Here is a 19,408-nt window from a genome sequence, read left to right as displayed (position 1 = left end):
GATGTCACCGACGGTGCTCGGTCGGCGACGACGGGAGTCGCCCGGGCGCCGCGAGCCGATCAGGAGGCGTGATGCTCATCGACTGCGACGGGTGCGCGAAGCGGGCCGACGGCTGTTCCGGCTGCCCGCTGACCGCCCTGTTCGACGAGACGTCCCCGGCGGCCGGGTTGGTCGCCGCCGAGGTCGAGGCCATCGAGGTGCTCGCCCGAGCCGGCTTCGACGTGGAGGTGCTGGCCGCGCCCGCGCGTCCCGGCGCGGCTCACCGCCCTCCCACCCGCCGGGTCGCCTGAGCGCGACACCGCACTCGGAAGCGCACTTCTCGCGGGCCATAGGATGAGCGGTCACGGCGGGAGGAGCAGCGCAATGAACGGGGTACAACGGTGGTGACGCGGTGACCCCGCGCGGGTGGGCGTTGCTGACGCTGGCCGGGTTGACCGTCGCGCTGCTGGTTATCGCCGCGCTGCTCATTCCGTGGCACCGACCCCCGGCACCGCGTGCCGACCAGCTCGCCGCGCTGCGTGATCTTCCGGCGCAGCAGGTGGCCAAGGGGCGTGAGTTCCGCGCCGCGCTGCGTCCCGGCAGCTACACGGCGCTCGCGGTCGGGCTACTGGTCGCCCTCGCGCTCGGGCTCACCCCGCTGGGCAGCCGCCTCGTCGAGCTGGTGGGCCGGCCGTTCGGTGGGCACTGGGCCGCGCAGGCGGTGCTCGGAGGGTTGGCCGTGGTGCTCGTCGCCGACCTGCTCACCCTTCCGTTCGCCGCCTGGCGGCAGAGCGTGCTGACTCGCTACGGCATGAGCACCAACGGGTGGAGCGGCTGGGTCGTCGACCTGCTCAAGTCGTACGCGGTCAGCGCGGTGATCGGCGCGGTGGCGCTGTTCGGCTTCTACGCGGTGATCCGGCTCGCGCCGCGCTGGTGGTGGGCGTTCGGCGCGGCGGGCGCGGCCCTGCTGGTGGTGCTGCTGTCGTTCGTGCTGCCGGTGCTGGTGGAGCCGGTGTTCAACAAGTTCACCCCGATGGAGCAGGGCCCGCTGCGCACCGAGCTGATGAGCATGGCCGCCCGCGACGGGGTGCCGGTGCGCGACGTGCTGGTCGCCGACGCCTCGCGGCGCACCAGGGCGGTCAACGCGTACGTCTCCGGCCTCGGACCGACCCGCCGCGTGGTCGTCTACGACACGCTGCTGAGCGAGGCGACCCCGGCCGAGGTGACCGCCGTGGTGGCGCACGAGCTGGGGCACGCAAGGGACTCCGACGTCGCGGTCGGCACGCTGACCGGGGCGCTGGGCGCGGCCGCCGCGGTGGTGGCGCTCTACCTGATCGGCTCGTGGGGGCTGCTGCTGCGGTGGGCCGGCGTCGACTCGGTGGCCCATCCCCGCGCGTTTCCGCTCCTCATCGCCCTGGTCACGGTGGCCGGCCTGATCGCCACTCCGGTGCAGGCGCTGATGTCGCGCCGGGTTGAGGCGCGGGCCGACGCGCACGCTCTCACGCTGACCGGTGATCCGGTGGCCTTCGAGTCGATGCAGCGCCGTCTCGGCTCGGTCAACCTGGGCGACCCCGACCCGCCGCGGTGGGAGTACCTCTACTCGGCCTCGCATCCGTCCACCGTGGAGCGGATGGCCGCCGCCCGCGCGTACGCCCGGGAGGCTGGCCGATGAGCCGCACGCTGCTGATCACCAATGACTTTCCGCCCCGCCCCGGCGGCATCCAGTCCTTCGTGCACAACCTCGCGGTGCGTCAGCCGGCCGGCTCGGTGGTCGTGTACGCGTCGAGCTGGCGCGGTGCCGCGAAGTTCGACGCCGACCAGCCGTTCGAGGTCATCCGGGAACGCACCCGGGTGCTGCTGCCCACCCCGCTGATCGCCCGTCGGGCGGCCCGGCTGGCCCGCGCGTACGACTGCGACACGGTGTGGTTCGGCGCGGCGGCCCCGCTGGGGTTGCTCGCCGCCGGTCTGCGTCGCCGGGCGGGCGTACGGCGGGTGGTGGCGCAGACCCACGGCCACGAGGTGGGGTGGGCGGCGCTTCCGGCGGCCCGGCCGGCGCTGCGCCGCATCGGTCGGGGCGTGGACGTCACGACCTACCTCGGCGAGTACACCCGCAGCCGGCTGGCCCGGGTGCTGGACGGGGTGACCGAGCTGCGCCGGTTGGCGCCCGGGGTGGACGTGGACACCTACCACCCGACGGTGGACGGTGAGCAGGTCCGCGCCCGGCTGGGGCTGACCGACCGGCCGGTGGTGGTCTGCGTGTCCCGGCTGGTGCCGCGCAAGGGTCAGGACATGCTGATCCGGGCCCTGCCGGAGATCCGCCGTCGGGTGCCCGACGCGGCGCTGCTGATCGTCGGCGGTGGGCCGTACCGGGCGACGTTGGAGAAGCTGGCCCGGCAGACCGACGTGGAACGCGACGTGGTCTTCACCGGGTCCGTGCCCTCGGCCGAGCTGCCGGCGCACTACGCGGCCGGCGACGTGTACGCGATGCCGTGCCGCACCCGCAATCGCGGCCTCGACGTGGAGGGGCTGGGCATCGTCTACCTGGAGGCGTCCGCGACCGGCCTGCCGGTGGTGGCCGGTGACTCCGGGGGCGCGCCGGACGCGGTCCGCGAGGGCGAGACCGGTTACGTGGTACGCGGGCGGGACGTCGCGCAGCTCGCCGACCGGGTGAGCCGGCTGCTCGCCGACCGGGACCTGGCCCGCCAGTTGGGCGCGGCCGGCCGGGCGTGGGTGGAGCGGGAGTGGCGCTGGGAGGCGCAGGCGCAGCGGATGGCGGCACTGCTCGCCGGCTGACCGCAGGGGCGCTCAGGTGGAGGGCGCCCGGGGCGGCGCGTAGCGCGGCACGTACTCCTGGCCGGTGAGCCGCTGGATCGCCGCCATGACCTCGTCGGTGACGACCCGGATGTCCCGTGGCCCGTCGATTCGGCCGGCGACCGGGATCGCTGGGCCGAACCGCAGGGTGACCGGGTGTCGGCGGGGCAGTCGCGCGTCGACCGGCAGTACCTCGACGGTGCCGAGCACGCCCACCGGGATGATCGGCACCTCGGCGTCGCGGGCCAGCCGGGTCATGCCGGTCCGACCCCGGTAGAGCCGCCCGTCGGGGGAGCGGGTGCCCTCCGGGTAGATGGCGACGAGGCCGCCGGAGCGCAGCACCGGCACGGCGGCGTCGAGGGCGGTGAGGGCGGCCCGGCCGCCGGCGCGTTCGACCCGGATGGCACCCATGCCGTTGACGATGCGCCGGCTGAGCCAGCCGCGCGGACCTCGGCCGGTGAAGTACTCGGCCTTGGCCCAGAACGTCACGTGCCGGGGTGTCAGGCAGCCGAGGAACAGCTCGTCGGCGACGGACAGGTGGTTGCCGGCGAGGATCGCGCCGCCGTGCCGGGGCAGGTGCTCCAGCCCTTCCACGCGGGGCTGCCAGCCCACCCGCAGGGTGGTGCCGACGGTCAGCTTGCCGAGGTCGTACAGCAGCGGCACGTGTCCTCCAGGGTTCAGTGCGGGGCGGGGCCGAGGTGGGCGTCGAGCGTGGCGCGCAGCAGGGCCTCGTCGTCGGTGACGCCGGTCGCCAGCGGCAGGCTGCCCCAGGCCCAGAGCTGGGCGATGCCGTGCAGGTTGGCCCAGAGCGCGCCGGCCAGGACCGGGGCGGGCGCGTCGGTCGGCCGGCGTAGCCGCACCACCAGGTCGGCGAGGACGGCGAACAGCGGCAGGCTCGTCTCGCGGAGCCGCGGCCGGCCGCTGGCCAGCAGGTCGTGCCGGAACATCAGCTCGAACATGCCGCGGTGCGCCGCCGCGAAGTCCAGGTACGTCCGGGCCAGGGCCGTCAGTTGGGTACGTGGGTCCGGGCCGACGTCGCGCATCGTCTTCTCGACGCGGGCGGTGAGGTCGGCGAAGCCCTCCCGGGCGATGGCGGAGAGCAGGTCGACGTGGGTGGGGAAGTAGCGCCGCGGAGCGCCGTGCGAGACCCCGGCCCGGCGGGCGATCTCGCGCAGCGACACCGCCGACTGTCCCTCGGTCAGCACCAGGTCCACCCCGGCGGCCACCAGTCGGGCCCGCACGCCCGCCTCCTCGCTCATAGACACTGTCTACCAGAGTTGCGTAGACGGCGTCTACCGCCGGCCCGGGTGAGCTGTGGCCAGGGTGAGCTGTGGCCCGGGTGAGCTGTGGCCGGGATGAGACCCGGGCGTGTCCGCACCCGGTGACCCTCGGCCCGTCGAGCATGATGCCTCAGTGGCATCTAGATGACTGTGCGGCATCACGCCCGCACGTCCGGCCACGTCCGGCCACGTCCGGCCGCCGGGCGGCTACGCAGGGCTCAGCGGATGCGGGCCAGAATGCGATCGGCCGGGGCCGGCCGCCCGAAGTGCCAGCCCTGCGCCGCGTCACAGCCGATCGCCCGCAGCCGTTCGGCCTGCCCGGCGGTCTCCACACCCTCGGCCGTCACCGTCAGATCCAGCGCGTGCGCCAGCGAGACCAGCGAGGCGAGGATCCGCTCGTCGGTGCGCCCGACCGCCGGCGAGCGCAGCCCGGCCACGAACTCCCCGGCCACCTTCAACTCGGTCACCGGCAGGTCCCGAAGGTACGCGAGGTTGCTGTAGCCGGTGCCGAAGTCGTCGATGGCGATCCGCACCCCAAGGTCGGCCAGCACCCGCAGGGCGCGGACCGGCTCCTCGGCGGTGCTCATCATCGTGCTCTCGGTGATCTCCAGCTGGAGCCGCTCCGGTGGCAGCCCGGTCTGCCGCAGCAGGGCCAGCACGTCCTGCACCAGCCCGGGTCGATGCACCTGCCGGACGGCCAGGTTGACGCTCACGAACGGCGCCTGGGCGCCGCCGGCCGACCACGCCTCGGCCTCCCGGCACGCCTCGGCCAGCACCCACCCGCCCAGTTGCACGATCAGGCCGGTCTCCTCGGCCAGCCCGATGAAGCTGTCCGGTCGCAGCACCCCCAGCTCCGGGTGGCGCCACCGGACCAGCGCCTCCACGCCCAACAGCCGGCCGTCCCGCAGCGACGTCAGCGGCTGGTAGTCGAGGTAGAACTCGCCCCGCTCCAGGGCGGCCGGGATGGCCGCGGAGAGCGCGTACCGGGCCAGTTCGCGCCGGCTGCGTTCGGCGTCGTAGAGCGCCCAGCGCGCCCCGCCGGCCGCCTTCGCCCAGTGCAGGGTCGCGTCGGCGGCCCGCATCAGGTCGCTCGGGTTGGCGCCGGCCACCTGGCGCTCGACGATGCCGATGCTCGCCGAGACCTGCAGCTCGTGCCCGTCGACCGACGCCGGCGTGCGCACCGCGGCCAGTGCCGTCTCGGCCACCTTCACCATGTCGTCGGTGCCACCGGTGCCGTCGACCAGGATGACGAACTCGTCGCCGCCGAGCCGGGCCACCAGGTGCTCGCCGAGGTCCTGGCACAGCCGTTCGGCCACCATCGTCAACAACCGGTCGCCGACCTGGTGCCCCAGGGTGTCGTTGACGACCTTGAACCGGTCCAGGTCGAGGAAGCACACCCCGACCCGCTGCGCCCCCCGGCCCGGCTCGTTGAGGGCGGCGGTGAGCCGCTCGGTGAACAGCGTCCGGTTCGGCAGGCCGGTCAGCGGGTCATGCGTCGCCTGGTGGCGGAACCGCGCCTCGCTGGCCCGCAGCGCCCGCTCCGCCTGCGTACGCGCCACCATGGCGGCCCGGCGGATCGACTCCTGCTCGTCGAGGGTCCGGTCGCGCAGCGCACGGGCGTACCCGGTCGCCACGGCGGCCAGCAGCCGCGCCATCCGGTCCTCGACGTCCTCGGCCACCAGACCCAGGTCGCGTACCAGCCGGAGTTGGATGACCTCGACGGTACGGCCCAGCCCCTCCGCCGAGGCGATGTGCGCGCCGACCAGTTCGGCGCCGACCCGGTGCCCGGCACGCAGGTCGAACGGCTCGGCCAGCAGCGCGCCGGCCAACTGGCCGGTGAGCCGGTGCAGCAGCGCCTCGAGCTGCGCCTGCGTCATCGGCAGGTAGCTGGTGCCGGAGACCGCCTTCGCCCAGGCCCGCGCGAAGGTGCTCGGGCGGGACGCCGCCTCGGGCGATTCAGCCACCGAGTCGCCCGACGCCGCCCATGAAGACCGCCCGCTCGGCGTCCTCGGCGCTGTCCGGGGTGTCCGGCCGCCACTGCGGCACCCACACCACACCCGGGTCGAGAAGCTCGAACCCGTCGAACAGCGCGGTCAGCTCGGCGCGGCTGCGGATCCAGAGTGGGCTGTCGGTACGCCGGTAGACCCGTTCCGCCTCCGCCCGCTCGTCGGCGCTGCGCCCGTCGTCGCTGGCCTGCGACAGCACCAGGTAGCTGCCGGGGGCCAGGGCGTCGCGCAGGGTCGCCAACAGCTCCGCGGGCCGGTCGTCGTCGGAGACGAAGTGCAGCACGGCCACGATCATCACGGCCACCGGCTGGCTCAGGTCGAGCAGCTTGCGGACCTCCGGGTGGTTCAGGATGGCCTCCGGGTGCCGCAGATCCTCCTGTACGACCACCGCGCGGTCGTTGCCGGCCAGGATCTCCCGGCTGTGCGCCACCGCCACCGGGTCGACGTCCACATAGACCACCCGCGACTCCGGGTCGATCCGCTGGGCGATCTCGTGCACGTTGCCGACCGTGGGGATACCCGAGCCGATGTCCAGGAACTGCCGGATGCCGGCCTCGGTCAGGTGGTGCACCGCCCGGCGCAGGAACGCCCGGTTGGCCTGGGCCATCAGCGGCGCCTCCGGCACCGCCGCCACCATCGCCTGGGCCGCGGCCCGGTCGGCGGCGAAGTTGTGCGAGCCGCCGAGGTAGTAGTCGTACATCCGGGCGACGCTCGGACGCTCGATGTCGATGGTGTCGGGTGCCCAGTCCGGCCGCTGCATACGCTCACCCCTCGAGTCGGCGTCGCGGGCATCGCCGCCCGCGCGGGTATTGTGCCCCCGACGTGCCCGCCAGACCATAGCGTGCCGTCAGGTTGCTCGCCGACGTCGGTCGATACGCGAAGGTCCGCGCCGGCGGTGAGCTGGCGCGGACCTTCGGTGCGGCGTCCCGCTCGACGAGCGGGGGCCGGTCAGAACTTCGGGGCGTCGGGCGCCTCGAGCAGGCCGAGCCGCAGCGCCGTCATCAGCGCCTGCGCCCGGTTGGCCGCGCCGAGCTTCTCGTAGAGCTTGGAGATGTGGGTCTTGGCCGTGGACTCGCTGACGAACAGCTGCTTGGCGATGCCGGCCACGCTCATCCCGTCGGCGAGCAGCCGCAGCACCTGACCCTCGCGGGGGGAGAGCTGCGGACCCGACGGGGCGAGGCGGCGCTTCATCGCCTCGGCCAGATCGGCGGCGGTGAACGCGCTGGGGGAGGAGGCGGCGTGCCGGGCGGCGGCCACCACCTCGTCGGCCGGCGCGGTCTTCGGTACGAAGGCACTCGCACCGGCCTCCAGGGCGCCGAAGAGCTGATCGTCGCCCGCGTACATGGTCAGCACCACGATGCCCATCGACGCGCTGGACTTGCGCAGCGCGCGGGTGGCCTCCAGGCCGCTGCCGTCGGGCAGCCGCAGGTCCATGATCACCACGTCCGGCTGCAGGGCGCCGGCCTGGCGTACACCCTCTGCCGCCGTGGCGGCCTCACCGACGACCTCGAACTGCCGGTCGCGCTCGAACGCGTGCCGCAGGCCCTTGCGAATCAGGTCGTGATCGTCGACAAGGAGGACCTTGGTGCGGGTGGCCGGTGTCGGACTTGTGGTCATCCTCGGGTTACTCCCCTTCTGGTGCTGCGCTGTCACGCACGTTATCTCGCCGGGACGAGGTGCCGAGAACCACCGCCACGGTCGTGCCGCTCGGTTGCCGCGGCCTGATCTCCAACCGGCCCCGGATACGTTCCGCCCTCTCGGCCATGATCGCAAGACCGTACCGCCCGTCGGGGCGCTGGTCAGCCATCCCCTGACCGTCATCCGACACTTCTATTTGCGCGTACGGGGGGTCCACCTCACACGTGACCCACAGATTGGACGCCCCGGCGTGCTTGCGCGCGTTGGTCACCGCCTCCTGCGCGATGCGCAGCAACTCGGCCTCGGTGGCCGCCGGCAGTCGCGCCGTGGACTCGTCCAGCGACAGATGCACGCGCAGCCCGCCGGAGGCGCCCACCGTGCGCGCGTACTCGGCGATCGCCGCGGCCAGTCCGCCCTGGCGGTCCACCTCGCTGCGCAGCTCGAAGAGGCTCAACCGCAGCTCGGTGATCACCCGGGTCACCTCGCCGCGCAGCGTCCGCAGCGCCTCGGCGGTCTCGTCGGCGTCGTCGAAGACGGTGGCCAGGGCGTTGTCGATGCCGTAGCCGACCATCACCAGCTCCTGCGCCACCCCGTCGTGGATCTCCCGGGCCAGCCGCTGCCGCTCCTCGTTGGTGGCCAGCGAGCGGACCTCGTCGAAGAGCAGCGCCGCCTCCAGTCGCAGCGCCGCCGGCCGGGTCAGCCCGGTCACCCGCGACACCACCGGCGGCGGGTACGCCTGCGCGACGTCCGCCTCCAGCACCACCAGCCCCACCGTGCGCACACCGGCGACCAGCGGAACGATCAGCGCGGAGACGTCCCCGCCGCGGTGGGTACGCGACTGCGACCGGGCGGCCGTCGTGGCCTGCTGGCTGGCCCAGGCGTCGGCGATCGCCGAGTCCGCGTCGAGCGTCGTCTCCCAGTCCACCCGGTCCACCCCGGCCTGGGCGAGCACCACGAGCCGGCCGCCTCCGCTGGCCGACAGCACCGCGCCCCGGTCCGCCCGGGCCACCGTACGCAGCTCCTCCAGCAGGTGCTCGGAGATGCCGCCCGGGTCCAGGGTCGCCCCGGGCAGCTGCCGGGCGACGGTGCGCAGCTGGGTCAGCAGTCGGGTCGCCTCGGCGTACGGCTGGGGCTTGCCCTCGCCGCGGACCGCCATCACCCGGTGCAGGGTGCCGGCCGCGTACAGCCCCAACGCGGCCAGGATCAGCCACTGCGCGCAGACCGCCAGGTAACCCGGTTGGCCGAGCTGGCGGCCCCCGCCGACCTCGGTCAACGCGCCGCTGACCAGCAGGGTGGCGGCGGTGACGGCGAGCAGGGCGGCGCCCTCGGAGAAGCGGCGGCGCAGCGCGGTGACGGTCACCGGGACGGCCAGGTAGGGCAGCACCGCCGACGCGCCCAGGCCGTCGACCGTGCCACCGATGGACGCCACCGCGGCGACCTGGCTCGCGGCCAGCCCCAACACGACCACCTCGGCCACCCGGCTCAGCGGGCCGATCAGCCGGTGCTGCGGGGCGAGCAGGGACGGCAGCCCGGCGACCGCCAGCAGCGCGATCCACCACAGCTGGGTGACGTCGTGGGTGGCGAAGAGGGTCAGGACGGCGACCAGCGCCAGCATCACCACGCGGGCGGCCGCGGCGAGGGGATGCGGGTGCGGTGCGGCGGTTGTGGATGCGGGCACGTGACGGATGGTAGTCAGCCCCGATAGATATCGGCGATTTCTGCCGCGTACGTCTTGTGGACGACCTGCCGCTTGACCTTGAGCGACGGGGTCAACTCGCCGGTGGCCTCGGTGAAGTCGCGCGGCAGAACCCGGAACTTCCTGATCGACTCCGCCCGGGAGACGTCCTGGTTCGCGGTGTCGACCGCGGACTGGACCTGCGCGAGCAGCCCTTCATGTTCGCGCAGTTGGTCGACCGAGGTGTCTGCGGGCAACCCGGCCGCCTGGAGCCACTGTGGCAGTGCCTCCTCGTTGATGGTGACCAGCGCCCCGATGAACGGCCGATGGTCGCCGACGACGACGCACTGGCTGATCAACGGGTGCGCCCGGACCGCGTCCTCCAGCGCACCTGGGGCGACGTTCTTGCCGCCCGCGGTCACGATCAGCTCCTTCTTGCGGCCGACGATGCTGAGGTAGCCGTCGTCGTCGAGCTGACCAAGGTCGCCGGTGCGGAACCAGCCGTCGCTGCTGAGCGCCTCGGCGGTCGCCGGCTCGTTGTGCCAGTAACCCTGAAAGACCAGCTCACCGGAGACCAGGATCTCGCCGTCGTCCTCGATCCGTACGGTCACGCCGGGCAGCGGACGACCGACGGTGCCGATCCGGGTGCCGGTGGGCAGGTTCACCGCGACCGCGGGCGAGGTCTCGGTCAGCCCGTAGCCCTCCTGAATGGTCACCCCGACGCCGCGGAAGAAGTGGCCGAGCCGGGCACCGAGCGGCGCGCCGCCCGAGAACGCGTCCCGGCACCGGCCGCCGAGCGCGGCTCGCAACTTGCCGTAGACCAGCCGGTCGAAGACGGCGCGCTGGGCGCGCAGCGCGATGCCGGGCCCGCGCGGCGTCTCCAGAGCCTCGCTGTACGCGATGGCGACCTGCTCGGCTCGCGCGAAGATCGCGCCCCGGCCGTCGGCTTCGGCCTTCTGCTTCGCCGTGTCGTAGACCTTCTCGAACACCCGGGGCACGGCGAGCACAAAGGTCGGCCGGAACTCCCGCAACTCGGCGGCGAGGTTCGTGGTGTCGGCGCAGTGTGCCAGCGTGGCCCGGATCTGCACCACGCCGATCTGGACCAGCCGGGCCAGGGCGTGCGCCAGCGGGAGGAAGAGCAGGGTGGACGCGCCCGCGTTGAACAGGTTCGGCAGCACCGGCACCGTGTTGGCGATGTCGGCGTACATGTTGCGGTGGGTGAGCACGCAGCCCTTGGGTCGCCCGGTGGTGCCGCTGGTGTAGATGACGGTGGCGAGGTCGTCGGCGCGGATCGCCGTGCGGCGCCGTTCGACCTCGGCCAGCTCGACCGGGGCACCGGCGGTGACCAGCTCGTCGACCCCGCCGAGGTCGATCTGCCAGACGTGGTCCAGCTCGGGCAGCCGGTCCCGTACGCCGGCGACCAGGTCGGCGTGCCGGGCGGTCTCCACCACGACGGCGACCGCGCCGGAGTCGGCGAGGATCCACGCGGCCTGCTCGGCGCTGGACGTCTCGTAGATCGGCACGGTGACCGCGCCGGTCGCCCAGATGGCGTAGTCCAGCAGCGTCCACTCGTAGCGGGTGCGGCTCATCAGCCCGACCCGGGCACCCGGCTGGATGCCGGCGGCGATCAGCCCGCGGGCGACCGCCGCCACCTCGTCGCGGAACTGCAGGCAGGTCACCTCGGCCCAGGCGGTGCCGTCGGTGGTCGTGCTGCGGCGGGCGAATTGGACCGTGTCCGGCGCGACCTCGGCGTTGTCCCAGACTGGATCGGTGAGGTTGGCCGCGTCGCCAACGGTGACGATCGGCGGAACGGAGAACTCGCGCACCTGCACTCCTTCGTGCTCGCACTGGCCGGGCCGGCCGCCACGACGGGCGTCGGCTCAGTCGAAACCTACCCGCCGGGGGCGGCACGCCGTATGGGTGGTACCCGCCGGGTAGCCTCCCCCCATGGCGGACTCCTCCACCCAGTCGATCATCATCGGCGCGTCACCGGACCGGGTGACGGCGGTCATTTGCGACTTCCCGCGCTACCCGGAGTGGACCGAGGCGGTGCGCCGCGCCGAGGTCGTCGAGGAGTACGAGGACGGCTACGCCAGCCAGGTGCGGTTCACCATCGACGCCGGGGTGATGGCCGACGAGTACGTGCTCGCCTACGAGTACGCCGAGGATCTGTCCCGCGTCGAGTGGCACCTGGTCGCGCCGTCGAAGATGCAGAAGACCCAGCGCGGTTCGTACGACGTGGTGGGTAACCCGGACGGCAGCACCACGGTGACCTACACCCTCGAGGTCGAACTGTCCGTGGGCATGCTCGGCATGTTTCGGCGCAAGGCCGAAAAGATGATCATGGACACCGCGTTGAAGCAGCTCAAGCACCGGGTAGAAGCATCCGGTGCAGCGCAGTGACGCGTCCGGCGGCAGGGTGGAGGAGCCGAGGGTGAGCGGCACGGATCCGGGTTCGGCCCGGGAAGAGGCGGAACGGCTGGTCGCCACCCTGCTCGCGGGCGCGCGGTTGGCCTCCGCGGGGTCGACGGGCGGCGCGTTCGGCCCGCTGGGCGGACTGCTGGCGGGTGTCCTCGGTCACAGTGGCACCCCGGACGCCCGGTCCCATGGGGGCGGCGGTTTCGCCACCGGTTCGGCCGAATGTTGCGTCTGTCCGGTCTGTCGGGGCATCGCCGCGTTGCGCGACCCGAGTCCGGAATTCGCCGAACGGCTGGCCACCGGCGCCGGTGACCTGGCGGCGGGCGTGGCCAGCCTGCTGCGCGCGTTCTCCCCGCCGGAGCCGCCCACGGCGAGGGCACCCGAGTCCTCCGCGCCGGCCCGGCCGGTACCCACCCCGAGCACCGACGACGAGGTCCCACAGTCCGCCCCCGCCGACCGGTCCACCGACACCGACCACGAGCACGTGTGGCGCGATGCCACCCGCACCGGGCATGATTCTCAGCCGGCGCCGGAGCGGGATGTCTGGTCGGTCGCCACCCGGACGGCGGACCCACCCGCCCCGGCCACCACACCACCCGTCGACGACGCCGGGCCGGTGGCCGCACCGGCACCGACCAACCGACCGGTGGTGCCCGCGACGCGGGTGCCCGACGACGCCGGTGCGGACGCACCGGGCGACGGCGCCTGACCGCGGGACATCCCGACCCGGACCGACATGCCGTCGGCGCGCGGGCCGGACAGCACAGCAGAGGGGGGCGGCAGCGGTGACGCTGACCATCGGAGTCGACGTCGGTGGCACGAAGGTGGCCGGCGGTGTCGTGGACGACACCGGCACGGTCCTCGTGCAGACCCGACGGGACACTCCCGCCGATGACGTCGGCAAGACCCGCGACGTCATCATCGAACTGGTCGGCGAACTCGCTGCCGGGCGGACGATCGAGGCCGTCGGGATCGGCGCGGCCGGCTGGATCGACGCCACCCGCTCGACCGTGCTCTTCGCCCCGAACCTGGCCTGGCGCGACGAGCCGCTGCGCGAGTACGTGAGCGCCGCGGTCGGTCTGCCGGTGATCGTCGAGAACGACGCCAACGTCGCCGCCTGGGCCGAGTTCCGCTACGGCGCGGCCCGCGACGCCGACGACTCCATGGTCATGTTCACCATCGGCACCGGCGTCGGCGGCGGCATCGTCCTCGGCGGCGAGCTGATGCGCGGCGCACACGGCGTCGCCGCGGAGCTGGGCCACATGCTGGCCGTGCCGGACGGGCACCAGTGTGGCTGCGGGCGGCTGGGCTGCATCGAGCAGTACGCCAGCGGCAGCGCCCTGGTCCGCTTCGCCCGCGCCGGCGCCCGACAGGAGCCGAACCGGGCCACCGCGCTGCTGGACCTGGCCGGCGGGGAGGCCGAGGCGATCACCGGGCACATGGTGACCGCGGCCGCGCAGGGCGGCGACCCGATCTCCGCCGAGGCGTTCGCGCAGATCGGCCGGTGGCTGGGCACCAGCCTCGCCGACATGGCGCAGATCCTCGACCCGCAGACCCTGGTGGTCGGCGGTGGTGTGATCGACGCCGGTGACCTGCTGCTCGGCCCGACACGTCGCTCGTACCTCGACGCGCTGGCGCAGCGCGGCCGCCTGCCGGTGGCCGAGGTGCTCCCCGCCGAGCTGGGCAACAGCGCCGGGGTGATCGGCGCCGCCGACCTGGCCCGGCGGATCTGAGGCGGGCACCGATGGGTGAGGCTGCCGGCGTACCACTGCGCGTGGTGTCGTACAACATCCACAGCCAGCGCGACGACACCGCCGCACTGGCGGCGGTGGTCCGGGCCGCGAGGCCGGACGTGGTGATCGTGCAGGAGGGGCCGCGCCGGTTCCGGTGGCGGCAGAAGTCCGCCACGCTGGCCGAGTCGTTCGGGCTGGTGGTGGCCGCCGGTGGACTACCCGCGCTGGGCAACCTGCTGCTGACCAGCCTGCGCGTCCAGGTGCGGGGCACCCGCTGTCAGCGGTTCCCGCTGACCCCCGGCCGGCACCTGCGCGGTGCGGCGTACGCCGAGTGCCGCGTCGCCGACGCCCGGTTCACCCTCGCCGGCTCGCACCTGTCCACCGACCCGGCGGAGCGTCCCGCGCAGGCCGCCGAGTTCAAGCGTGGGCTGGACGCGGCGACCAGCCCGGTGCTGGCCGGCGCCGACCTCAACGAGGGTCCGGACGGCCCGGCCTGGGCGACGGTGGCGCGCGGGCTGACCGACGCCGCGGTGGCCGCCGACCGGGCGGAGCGGCTCACCTACTCCTGCGCCGACCCGCGCCGGCGCATCGACGCGCTCTTCGTCGACCCACGGATCACCGTGGTCGACTACGACGTGGTGGACACCGAGCAGACCCGCCGTGCCAGCGACCACTTCCCGGTCCTGGTCGACCTGCTGCTGCCCACCGACGGCTGACCCCGACCCCGCCCCGACCGTCGAAGTCTCCGGCGCAGGACTGGACATCCGGCTCCGTTGTGGAGAGGATTTCGCGGCGACCGGCACGCCTGCCGTACCAAAAGGAGATGTCCCCGGTGTCCACCTCCACCGACCACGGCCGGCCCGACCCGGAAGCGACCTCGGCCGCGGCGAGCCGTGACGGCCGCCCGGTCTCCGACCGGGGCGACACGGTCTGCGTCATCGGGGCCGGGGCCAGCGGCCTGACGGCCATCAAGAATCTGCGCGAGCACGGGTTCGGCGTGGACTGCTACGAGCGGGAGACGGGCGTCGGCGGCGCCTGGAACTGGCGGCACGACCGCAGCCCGGTGTACGCCAGCACCCACCTGATCTCGTCGAAGCCGTTCACCCAGTTTCCCGACTTCCCGATGCCGGACTCCTGGCCGGACTACCCGCACCACGGTCAGGTGCTGGCGTACTTCGAGCGCTACGCCGACCACTTCGACCTGCGGTCGCACATCTGGTTCGGCACCGAGGTCATCCGTGTCGAGCCCGCCGAGGGGGATCGGTGGGACGTGACCACCCGCTCCACCGGCGGGTACGGCCCGGAGCGCACCTCCCGCTACGCTGCCGTGCTGATCGCCAACGGCCACAACTGGTCGCCGAAGCTGCCCCGCTACGAGGGCCTGGAGCAGTTCCGGGGCGAGATCATGCACGCCTCGTCCTACAAGGACCCGGCGCAGCTGCGCGGCAAGCGGGTGCTGGTCGTCGGCGCCGGCAACACCGGCTGCGACATCGCCGTCGAGGCCGCCCAGCAGGCGTCGCGCTGCTGGCACTCCACCCGGCGCGGCTACTGGTACGCGCCGAAGTACGTGCTGGGTCGCCCGGCCGACCAGGTCAACGACGCGCTGCTGGCGCTGCGGGTGCCGTTGCGGATGCGGCAGTGGCTCTACCACTGGACGCTGCGGCTGACCGTCGGTGACCTGACCCGCTTCGGCCTGCCCAAGCCCGACCACCGGGTGTACGAGACGCACCCCATCGCGAACAGCCAGCTTGTGTACTACGTGGGCCACGGCGGGATCGGCCCGGTGCCGGACATCGCCGCCTTCCACCCGTACGCGGTGGAGTTGACCGACGGCCGTGAGATCGACCCCGAGGTGGTCATCTTCGCCACCGGCTACCTGCCGCGGTTCGAGTTCCTCGACGCGTCGGTGTTCGCCGACAGCGCCGGGGCGGGCCGGCCCACGCTGTGGCTCAACGCGTTCACCCCGGGGCATCCGACGCTGGCGGTGGCCGGTCTGGTGCAGCCGGACTCCGGGATATTCACCCTGTCGCACTGGCAGACGGTGCTGTTCGCGCGGGTGTTGCAGGCCCGCCGGGACCGACCCGAACGGGCCGCCGCGTTCGCGTCTCGGGTGCGCGAGCGGGCCGGGGAGCGGTACTCCGGGCAGGTCAAGGAGAGCAGCCGGCACTGGTTCGAGGTCGGCCACGCCGACTACCTGCGCGCCGTCCAGCGCGCCCTGCACGACCTGGAGGCCAAGTGAGCGGCGGGTCGCACAGTTGCGAGCGAGAGGCGGAACGGTGACCGAGCTGCGGATCATGCGGGGGCGGGAGTGGGCGCGGCCGGTCCGCCCGGCGCGGCGTGAGGTGCTCAGCGCCGTCCCCGAGGTGGAGGAGGGGCGCCCGCCGCTGCTCTTCGTCCCCGGTTTCGGCCACGGCGCGTGGGCGTTCGCCGAGCACTGGCTGGGGCACGCCGCGTCGCGCGGGTTCCCGGCGTACGCGGTGAGCCTGCGCGGGCACGGCGGCAGCGAGCCGGCGCCGGAGGCGACGCTGCGGGCGTACGCCCACGATGTGGTCCAGGTGGCGGCGGGCCTGCCGCGCCAGGCGGTGCTGGTGGGGCACGGCGCCGGGGCGCTGGTGGTGGCGCACGCGATGGCCCGCTACCCGGCGCGGGGCGCGGTGCTGGTGGCACCGGTCTTCGGCGGGTGGGGGGTGCTGGGGGCGGCGCTGCGCCGCAACCCGGCCGGCACGCTGCCGGCGGTGTTCGGCGGGCCGTTGCGGCTCAGCCGGTCGCAGCTGTTCAGCCGCGAGTTGCCCGACGAGGAGGCCCGCCGACACGTTGGGCGGCTCGGTCGGGCCGGCCGGCGGGCGCAGTGGGCGCTGCTGGGCGAGCCGGAGGCCGAACCGGCCGTGGGCGCGCCGCCGGTGCTGGTGCTGGGCAGCCCGGACGACCGGGTGGTGCCGTCGTCGACGTTGACCCGGGTGGCCCGCCGGTACGGGTCGGCCCCGCTGCTCTTCCCCGGCATGGGGCACGACCTGATGCTGGACGCGCGGTGGGTGGAGCCGATCGACGCGATCCTGGACTGGTTGGAGAAGGCGCCCGCCGCGCACTGAACTGACCGGCCGACGGCCGGTCAGCCGCCGGCGTGCTGGGTGGCGGAGGTGGCCCGGGTCGCCGGCCGCGGCACCCGCACGGTGTCGTCCCCGCTGGTCAGGCGGCTGACCAGGGCGCCGTTCTCGTCCAGCGCGCTGAGGTAGGAGCGCGCCCAGGCCCGGATGTCGTGCTGGTGCAGGTGGGCGCGCATGGCCCGCATCCGTTCGGTGACGTCGGCCGGGCTGGCCCGCAGCGCCGCGCGCAGCCCCTGCTTGAGCCCCTCCAGGTCGTGCGGGTTGACCAGGTACGCCTGGGACAGCTCCGCGGCCGTGCCGGCGAACTCGCTGAGCAGCAGCGCGCCGTCGTCGTCGACCCGGGCGGCGACGTACTCCTTCGCGACGAGGTTCATCCCGTCGCGCAGCGGGGTCACCGCCATCACGTCGGCGATCCGGTAGAGCGCGGCCAGCTCGGCCCGGTCGAAGGGCTGGGTGAGGTAGTGGATGGCCGGTTCGCCGACCCGGCCGAACTCGCCGTTGATCCGGCCGACCTCACGTTCGATCCGTTCGCGCAGGATCTGGTACTGGCCGACGCGTTCCCGGCTGGGCATGGCGACCTGCACGAGGACCGTGTCGCGGACCTTGACGTCGCCGGCGGCGAGCAGCTCGCTGTACGCCTTGAGCCGCTGCTCGATGCCCTTGGTGTAGTCCATCCGGTCGACGCTGAGGATGACCTGTCGGGGGTCGCCGAGATCCTGACGGAGCCGGCGGGCGCGGGCGGCCACGTCGGGGCGGGCGGCGAGGGCGGCCATCTCGGCGGTGTCGATGGAGACCGGGAACGCGCCGATGCGCACCACCCGGTCGTCGACACCGATCCGCCGGTCGGTGGCCGGCAGTTCCAGGACCCTCGTGACGAGCTGGGCGAAGTTGTGCGCCGCCTGGACCCGCTGGAAGCCGACGAGATCCGCGCCGAGCATGCCGCGCAGCAGTTCGGCGCGGCGGGGCAGCTGCATGAACAGCTCCGGCGGCGGGAACGGCACGTGCAGGAAGAACCCGATGCGCAGGTCGGGCCGCAGCGCCCGCAGCAGGCCGGGGACCAGTTGCAGGTGGTAATCCTGCACCCAGACCACCCCGCCCTGCTCGGCCACCTCCGCGGTCGCCTCGGCGAAGCGCTGGTTGACCCGCTGGTACGCCTCCCACCACCGGCGGTGGTGCTGGGGCTGTTCGACGGAGTCGTGGTAGAGCGGCCAGAGGGTGGCGTTGGCGAATCCCTCGTAGTGGTCGCGGAGGTCGTCCTGGCTGAGCGCGACGGTGTGCATGCGGACGCCGTCCACGTCGGGGAGGGCGGGGGCGGGCCCGGTGCCGCCGGCCCAGCCGACCCAGGTCGCCGGGGTGTGCCGTAGCAGCGGGTGCAGCGCGCTGACCAGCCCACCGGGGCTGCGCCGCCACTCGCAGGCCCCGTCGGGGGCCTGATTGTCGTCGATGGGGAGGCGGTTGGCGACCACCACGAGGGAACTCTGTCGCATCTCGGGCATTCCGATCAGCAGAGGACTGACCGCCACGAGCAGGAGAAAACCGGTCAGCCAGCGGGGGAAGTGACGTACAGCGGTATTCCTACTGACAGTAAGTTACACCACTGTTACGCCCCGGGCGGGGCGGCGTCGTCCCGCGATGCGGGCCGGAATCAGACGACGGCGCCGTTGTCCGGGTCGTCGTCTTCCTCGTCGCCGGGGCGCAGCCGCCAGATCAGCGTGACGAAACCGGCCAGGATGCCGGTGAACCCGAACAGGGTGACCGCCGAGCGGTCCACCGGGAGCAACGACGGGAAGAGGAAGAGCACGAACCCCACCACGACCGCGAGGACGCCGACCACCGCGTACTTGGAGATCCGGGGAAGCGGCGGAGGTGGCGGCGGGTGGTAACCCTCGTCGTCCTCGTCGTCGGGCAGATCGGCGCCGAACGTGTCCAGCCCGTCCAGCAGCGACGGCTCGTCCGGCCGGGTGCCCCGACCGACCGAGATCCCGGAGATGTCGGTGGCGGACGGCAGCCGGCGGACGTCGGTGGCCGTCGGACCGGCCTCGTCGCCGCCGGTGCGGGCCAGCGGACCGGCGGCCGGCTCGTCCCGGGTGTCGCGTTCGTCCACGTCCTCGGAGGCCGGCCACGGGTGCTCGCCGACCGTCGAGGTGGTGTGGAAGCCCGCCACGATCCGGGCCCACTCGGCGTCGATGTCCGGCTCGTCACGCGCCGGCGGCTGCTCCGGGGAGGTCTCGTCGGCGAGCTGGGTCAGATAGTCCCGTGCCGTGGTCAGGTGCGAGCGGTCGACGTAGAGCCGGTCGACCGGCCGGGCCGGGACGGTGGTGGTGCGGGTGACCGGGTTGAGGTCGGCCGAGGGTTGCAGGTACGCGGCGATCCCACCGGCGGCCAGCACGTCGAGCAGGTGCTCGCCGACGCGCGGATCGACGTCGCCGACGACGGCGTACTCGCTCGCGTCGAGCCCGTTGTCCCGCCGTCCCCGGCGGGCCCCACCCGCTGACACCCGGACATCCCCCTTAACGCGCCTTCCGGCGCGGCCTGCCTGCCCCGTCGGCGCCCGTCCGCACGCCGTGCTCTGAATCGTGACACGTCAGGGCATGGTTCCGGGAGTGCGTTGTGTCGCGTCTTCCAAAGTCACGGCTACCGCCGCAGGTCGCGGCAGGGCTTCTTTGTCCGTTCTTGCGCGACACGTGCTATCTCGATGATCGTTGGCGGTGGGACGACTCGACGCACCCGCCGCCGCCCTGCCGCACTGCCGGCGATCGATGCG

Annotated in this window: 18 protein-coding genes; 9 read left to right on the top strand and 9 right to left on the bottom strand. The window is 73.5% G+C overall.

All coding sequences use genetic code 11. The annotated features are described in order from the left end of the window. The first annotated feature begins 71 nt into the window (after positions 1 to 71). The 3 genes from AB0H52_RS04670 to AB0H52_RS04660 all read left to right on the top strand — a co-directional run bounded on the left by AB0H52_RS04670 (position 72) and on the right by AB0H52_RS04660 (position 2,772). Entirely contained in the window at positions 72 to 290 is a 219-nt protein-coding gene (locus AB0H52_RS04670; protein ID WP_151489519.1) for a hypothetical protein, read from the top strand. A gap of 101 nt (positions 291 to 391) precedes the next feature. Further along, positions 392 to 1,651, top strand: a complete 1,260-nt coding sequence (locus AB0H52_RS04665; protein WP_151489518.1) for a M48 family metalloprotease — start codon at positions 392 to 394, stop codon at positions 1,649 to 1,651. Further along, complete coding sequence (locus tag AB0H52_RS04660) at positions 1,648 to 2,772, top strand: glycosyltransferase family 4 protein (RefSeq protein ID WP_151489517.1); 1,125 nt, start codon at positions 1,648 to 1,650, stop codon at positions 2,770 to 2,772. Before AB0H52_RS04665 ends, AB0H52_RS04660 begins: the two co-directional genes overlap by 4 nt. A 12-nt stretch (positions 2,773 to 2,784) precedes the next feature. Here AB0H52_RS04660 and AB0H52_RS04655 read toward each other — a convergent pair whose 3' ends face one another. The 7 genes from AB0H52_RS04655 to AB0H52_RS04625 all read right to left on the bottom strand — a co-directional run bounded on the left by AB0H52_RS04655 (position 2,785) and on the right by AB0H52_RS04625 (position 11,215). Further along, a complete protein-coding gene (locus AB0H52_RS04655; protein ID WP_151489516.1) occupies positions 2,785 to 3,453 on the bottom strand; it encodes a lysophospholipid acyltransferase family protein in 669 nt (222 codons plus the stop codon). A gap of 14 nt (positions 3,454 to 3,467) precedes the next feature. Then, a complete protein-coding gene (locus AB0H52_RS04650) occupies positions 3,468 to 4,049 on the bottom strand; it encodes a TetR/AcrR family transcriptional regulator (protein ID WP_151489515.1) in 582 nt (193 codons plus the stop codon). Positions 4,050 to 4,288: 239 nt separating this feature from the next. Continuing rightward, on the bottom strand, positions 4,289 to 5,947 hold the full coding sequence (locus tag AB0H52_RS04645) for a bifunctional diguanylate cyclase/phosphodiesterase (RefSeq protein WP_225854393.1): 1,659 nt from the start codon (positions 5,945 to 5,947) through the stop codon (positions 4,289 to 4,291). A gap of 79 nt (positions 5,948 to 6,026) precedes the next feature. Continuing rightward, positions 6,027 to 6,836, bottom strand: coding sequence for an SAM-dependent methyltransferase (locus AB0H52_RS04640; protein ID WP_151489513.1), 810 nt, complete (start codon positions 6,834 to 6,836; stop codon positions 6,027 to 6,029). A 188-nt stretch (positions 6,837 to 7,024) separates the two neighbouring features. Next, positions 7,025 to 7,693: a response regulator transcription factor gene (locus tag AB0H52_RS04635; protein ID WP_007072219.1), complete on the bottom strand. Its 669-nt coding sequence runs from the start codon at positions 7,691 to 7,693 to the stop codon at positions 7,025 to 7,027. Positions 7,694 to 7,700: 7 nt separating this feature from the next. After that, positions 7,701 to 9,392: a GAF domain-containing sensor histidine kinase gene (locus tag AB0H52_RS04630; protein WP_151489512.1), complete on the bottom strand. Its 1,692-nt coding sequence runs from the start codon at positions 9,390 to 9,392 to the stop codon at positions 7,701 to 7,703. A 14-nt stretch (positions 9,393 to 9,406) separates the two neighbouring features. Continuing rightward, on the bottom strand, positions 9,407 to 11,215 hold the full coding sequence (locus AB0H52_RS04625) for an AMP-dependent synthetase/ligase (protein ID WP_151489511.1): 1,809 nt from the start codon (positions 11,213 to 11,215) through the stop codon (positions 9,407 to 9,409). Positions 11,216 to 11,336: 121 nt separating this feature from the next. Here AB0H52_RS04625 and AB0H52_RS04620 point away from each other — a divergent pair, with 121 nt between their 5' ends. From AB0H52_RS04620 to AB0H52_RS04595, 6 genes are all read left to right on the top strand, one after another. Beyond that, positions 11,337 to 11,792, top strand: coding sequence for an SRPBCC family protein (locus tag AB0H52_RS04620; protein ID WP_151489510.1), 456 nt, complete (start codon positions 11,337 to 11,339; stop codon positions 11,790 to 11,792). A gap of 31 nt (positions 11,793 to 11,823) precedes the next feature. Beyond that, positions 11,824 to 12,516 (top strand): hypothetical protein, encoded by a 693-nt coding sequence (locus tag AB0H52_RS04615; protein WP_151489509.1) that lies wholly within the window; start codon positions 11,824 to 11,826, stop codon positions 12,514 to 12,516. A gap of 76 nt (positions 12,517 to 12,592) precedes the next feature. Further along, positions 12,593 to 13,540: an ROK family glucokinase gene (locus tag AB0H52_RS04610; protein WP_151489508.1), complete on the top strand. Its 948-nt coding sequence runs from the start codon at positions 12,593 to 12,595 to the stop codon at positions 13,538 to 13,540. A gap of 11 nt (positions 13,541 to 13,551) precedes the next feature. Next, positions 13,552 to 14,256, top strand: a complete 705-nt coding sequence (locus AB0H52_RS04605; protein ID WP_151489507.1) for an endonuclease/exonuclease/phosphatase family protein — start codon at positions 13,552 to 13,554, stop codon at positions 14,254 to 14,256. A gap of 116 nt (positions 14,257 to 14,372) precedes the next feature. Further along, positions 14,373 to 15,779, top strand: a complete 1,407-nt coding sequence (locus AB0H52_RS04600; protein WP_151489506.1) for an NAD(P)-binding domain-containing protein — start codon at positions 14,373 to 14,375, stop codon at positions 15,777 to 15,779. A 55-nt stretch (positions 15,780 to 15,834) separates the two neighbouring features. Next, the gene (locus AB0H52_RS04595; protein WP_357945338.1) at positions 15,835 to 16,629 is read left to right on the top strand and encodes an alpha/beta hydrolase; all 795 of its coding nucleotides are present in this window, start codon (positions 15,835 to 15,837) and stop codon (positions 16,627 to 16,629) included. A gap of 20 nt (positions 16,630 to 16,649) precedes the next feature. On the opposite strand, the gene AB0H52_RS04590 is transcribed toward AB0H52_RS04595, so the two are convergent. Together AB0H52_RS04590 and AB0H52_RS04585 are read right to left on the bottom strand one after the other, a co-directional pair. Continuing rightward, on the bottom strand, positions 16,650 to 18,131 hold the full coding sequence (locus AB0H52_RS04590) for a trehalose-6-phosphate synthase (protein ID WP_225854666.1): 1,482 nt from the start codon (positions 18,129 to 18,131) through the stop codon (positions 16,650 to 16,652). 158 nt (positions 18,132 to 18,289) lie between these two features. Continuing rightward, complete coding sequence (locus tag AB0H52_RS04585) at positions 18,290 to 19,141, bottom strand: DUF308 domain-containing protein (protein ID WP_151491557.1); 852 nt, start codon at positions 19,139 to 19,141, stop codon at positions 18,290 to 18,292. Between the last annotated feature and the right edge of the window lie 267 nt (positions 19,142 to 19,408).

The organism is Micromonospora sp. NPDC050695, assembly GCF_040654415.1.
GTDB lineage: Bacteria > Actinomycetota > Actinomycetes > Mycobacteriales > Micromonosporaceae > Micromonospora.
The sequence above is the reverse complement of the archived record's forward strand: the minus strand, read 5'-3'. Positions and strand labels throughout refer to the sequence as shown.

What these genes read in the sequence shown, in the direction of transcription:
- AB0H52_RS04590 (WP_225854666.1), bottom strand. Translation starts at nt 18,131, where the DNA reads ATGCGACAGAGTTCCCTCGTGGTGGTCGCCAACCGCCTCCCCATCGAC.
- AB0H52_RS04660 (WP_151489517.1), top strand. Translation starts at nt 1,648, where the DNA reads ATGAGCCGCACGCTGCTGATCACCAATGACTTTCCGCCCCGCCCCGGC.
- AB0H52_RS04605 (WP_151489507.1), top strand. Translation starts at nt 13,552, where the DNA reads ATGGGTGAGGCTGCCGGCGTACCACTGCGCGTGGTGTCGTACAACATC.
- AB0H52_RS04595 (WP_357945338.1), top strand. Translation starts at nt 15,835, where the DNA reads ATGCGGGGGCGGGAGTGGGCGCGGCCGGTCCGCCCGGCGCGGCGTGAG.
- AB0H52_RS04670 (WP_151489519.1), top strand. Translation starts at nt 72, where the DNA reads ATGCTCATCGACTGCGACGGGTGCGCGAAGCGGGCCGACGGCTGTTCC.
- AB0H52_RS04620 (WP_151489510.1), top strand. Translation starts at nt 11,337, where the DNA reads ATGGCGGACTCCTCCACCCAGTCGATCATCATCGGCGCGTCACCGGAC.
- AB0H52_RS04640 (WP_151489513.1), bottom strand. Translation starts at nt 6,836, where the DNA reads ATGCAGCGGCCGGACTGGGCACCCGACACCATCGACATCGAGCGTCCG.
- AB0H52_RS04645 (WP_225854393.1), bottom strand. Translation starts at nt 5,947, where the DNA reads ATGACGCAGGCGCAGCTCGAGGCGCTGCTGCACCGGCTCACCGGCCAG.
- AB0H52_RS04635 (WP_007072219.1), bottom strand. Translation starts at nt 7,693, where the DNA reads ATGACCACAAGTCCGACACCGGCCACCCGCACCAAGGTCCTCCTTGTC.
- AB0H52_RS04650 (WP_151489515.1), bottom strand. Translation starts at nt 4,049, where the DNA reads ATGAGCGAGGAGGCGGGCGTGCGGGCCCGACTGGTGGCCGCCGGGGTG.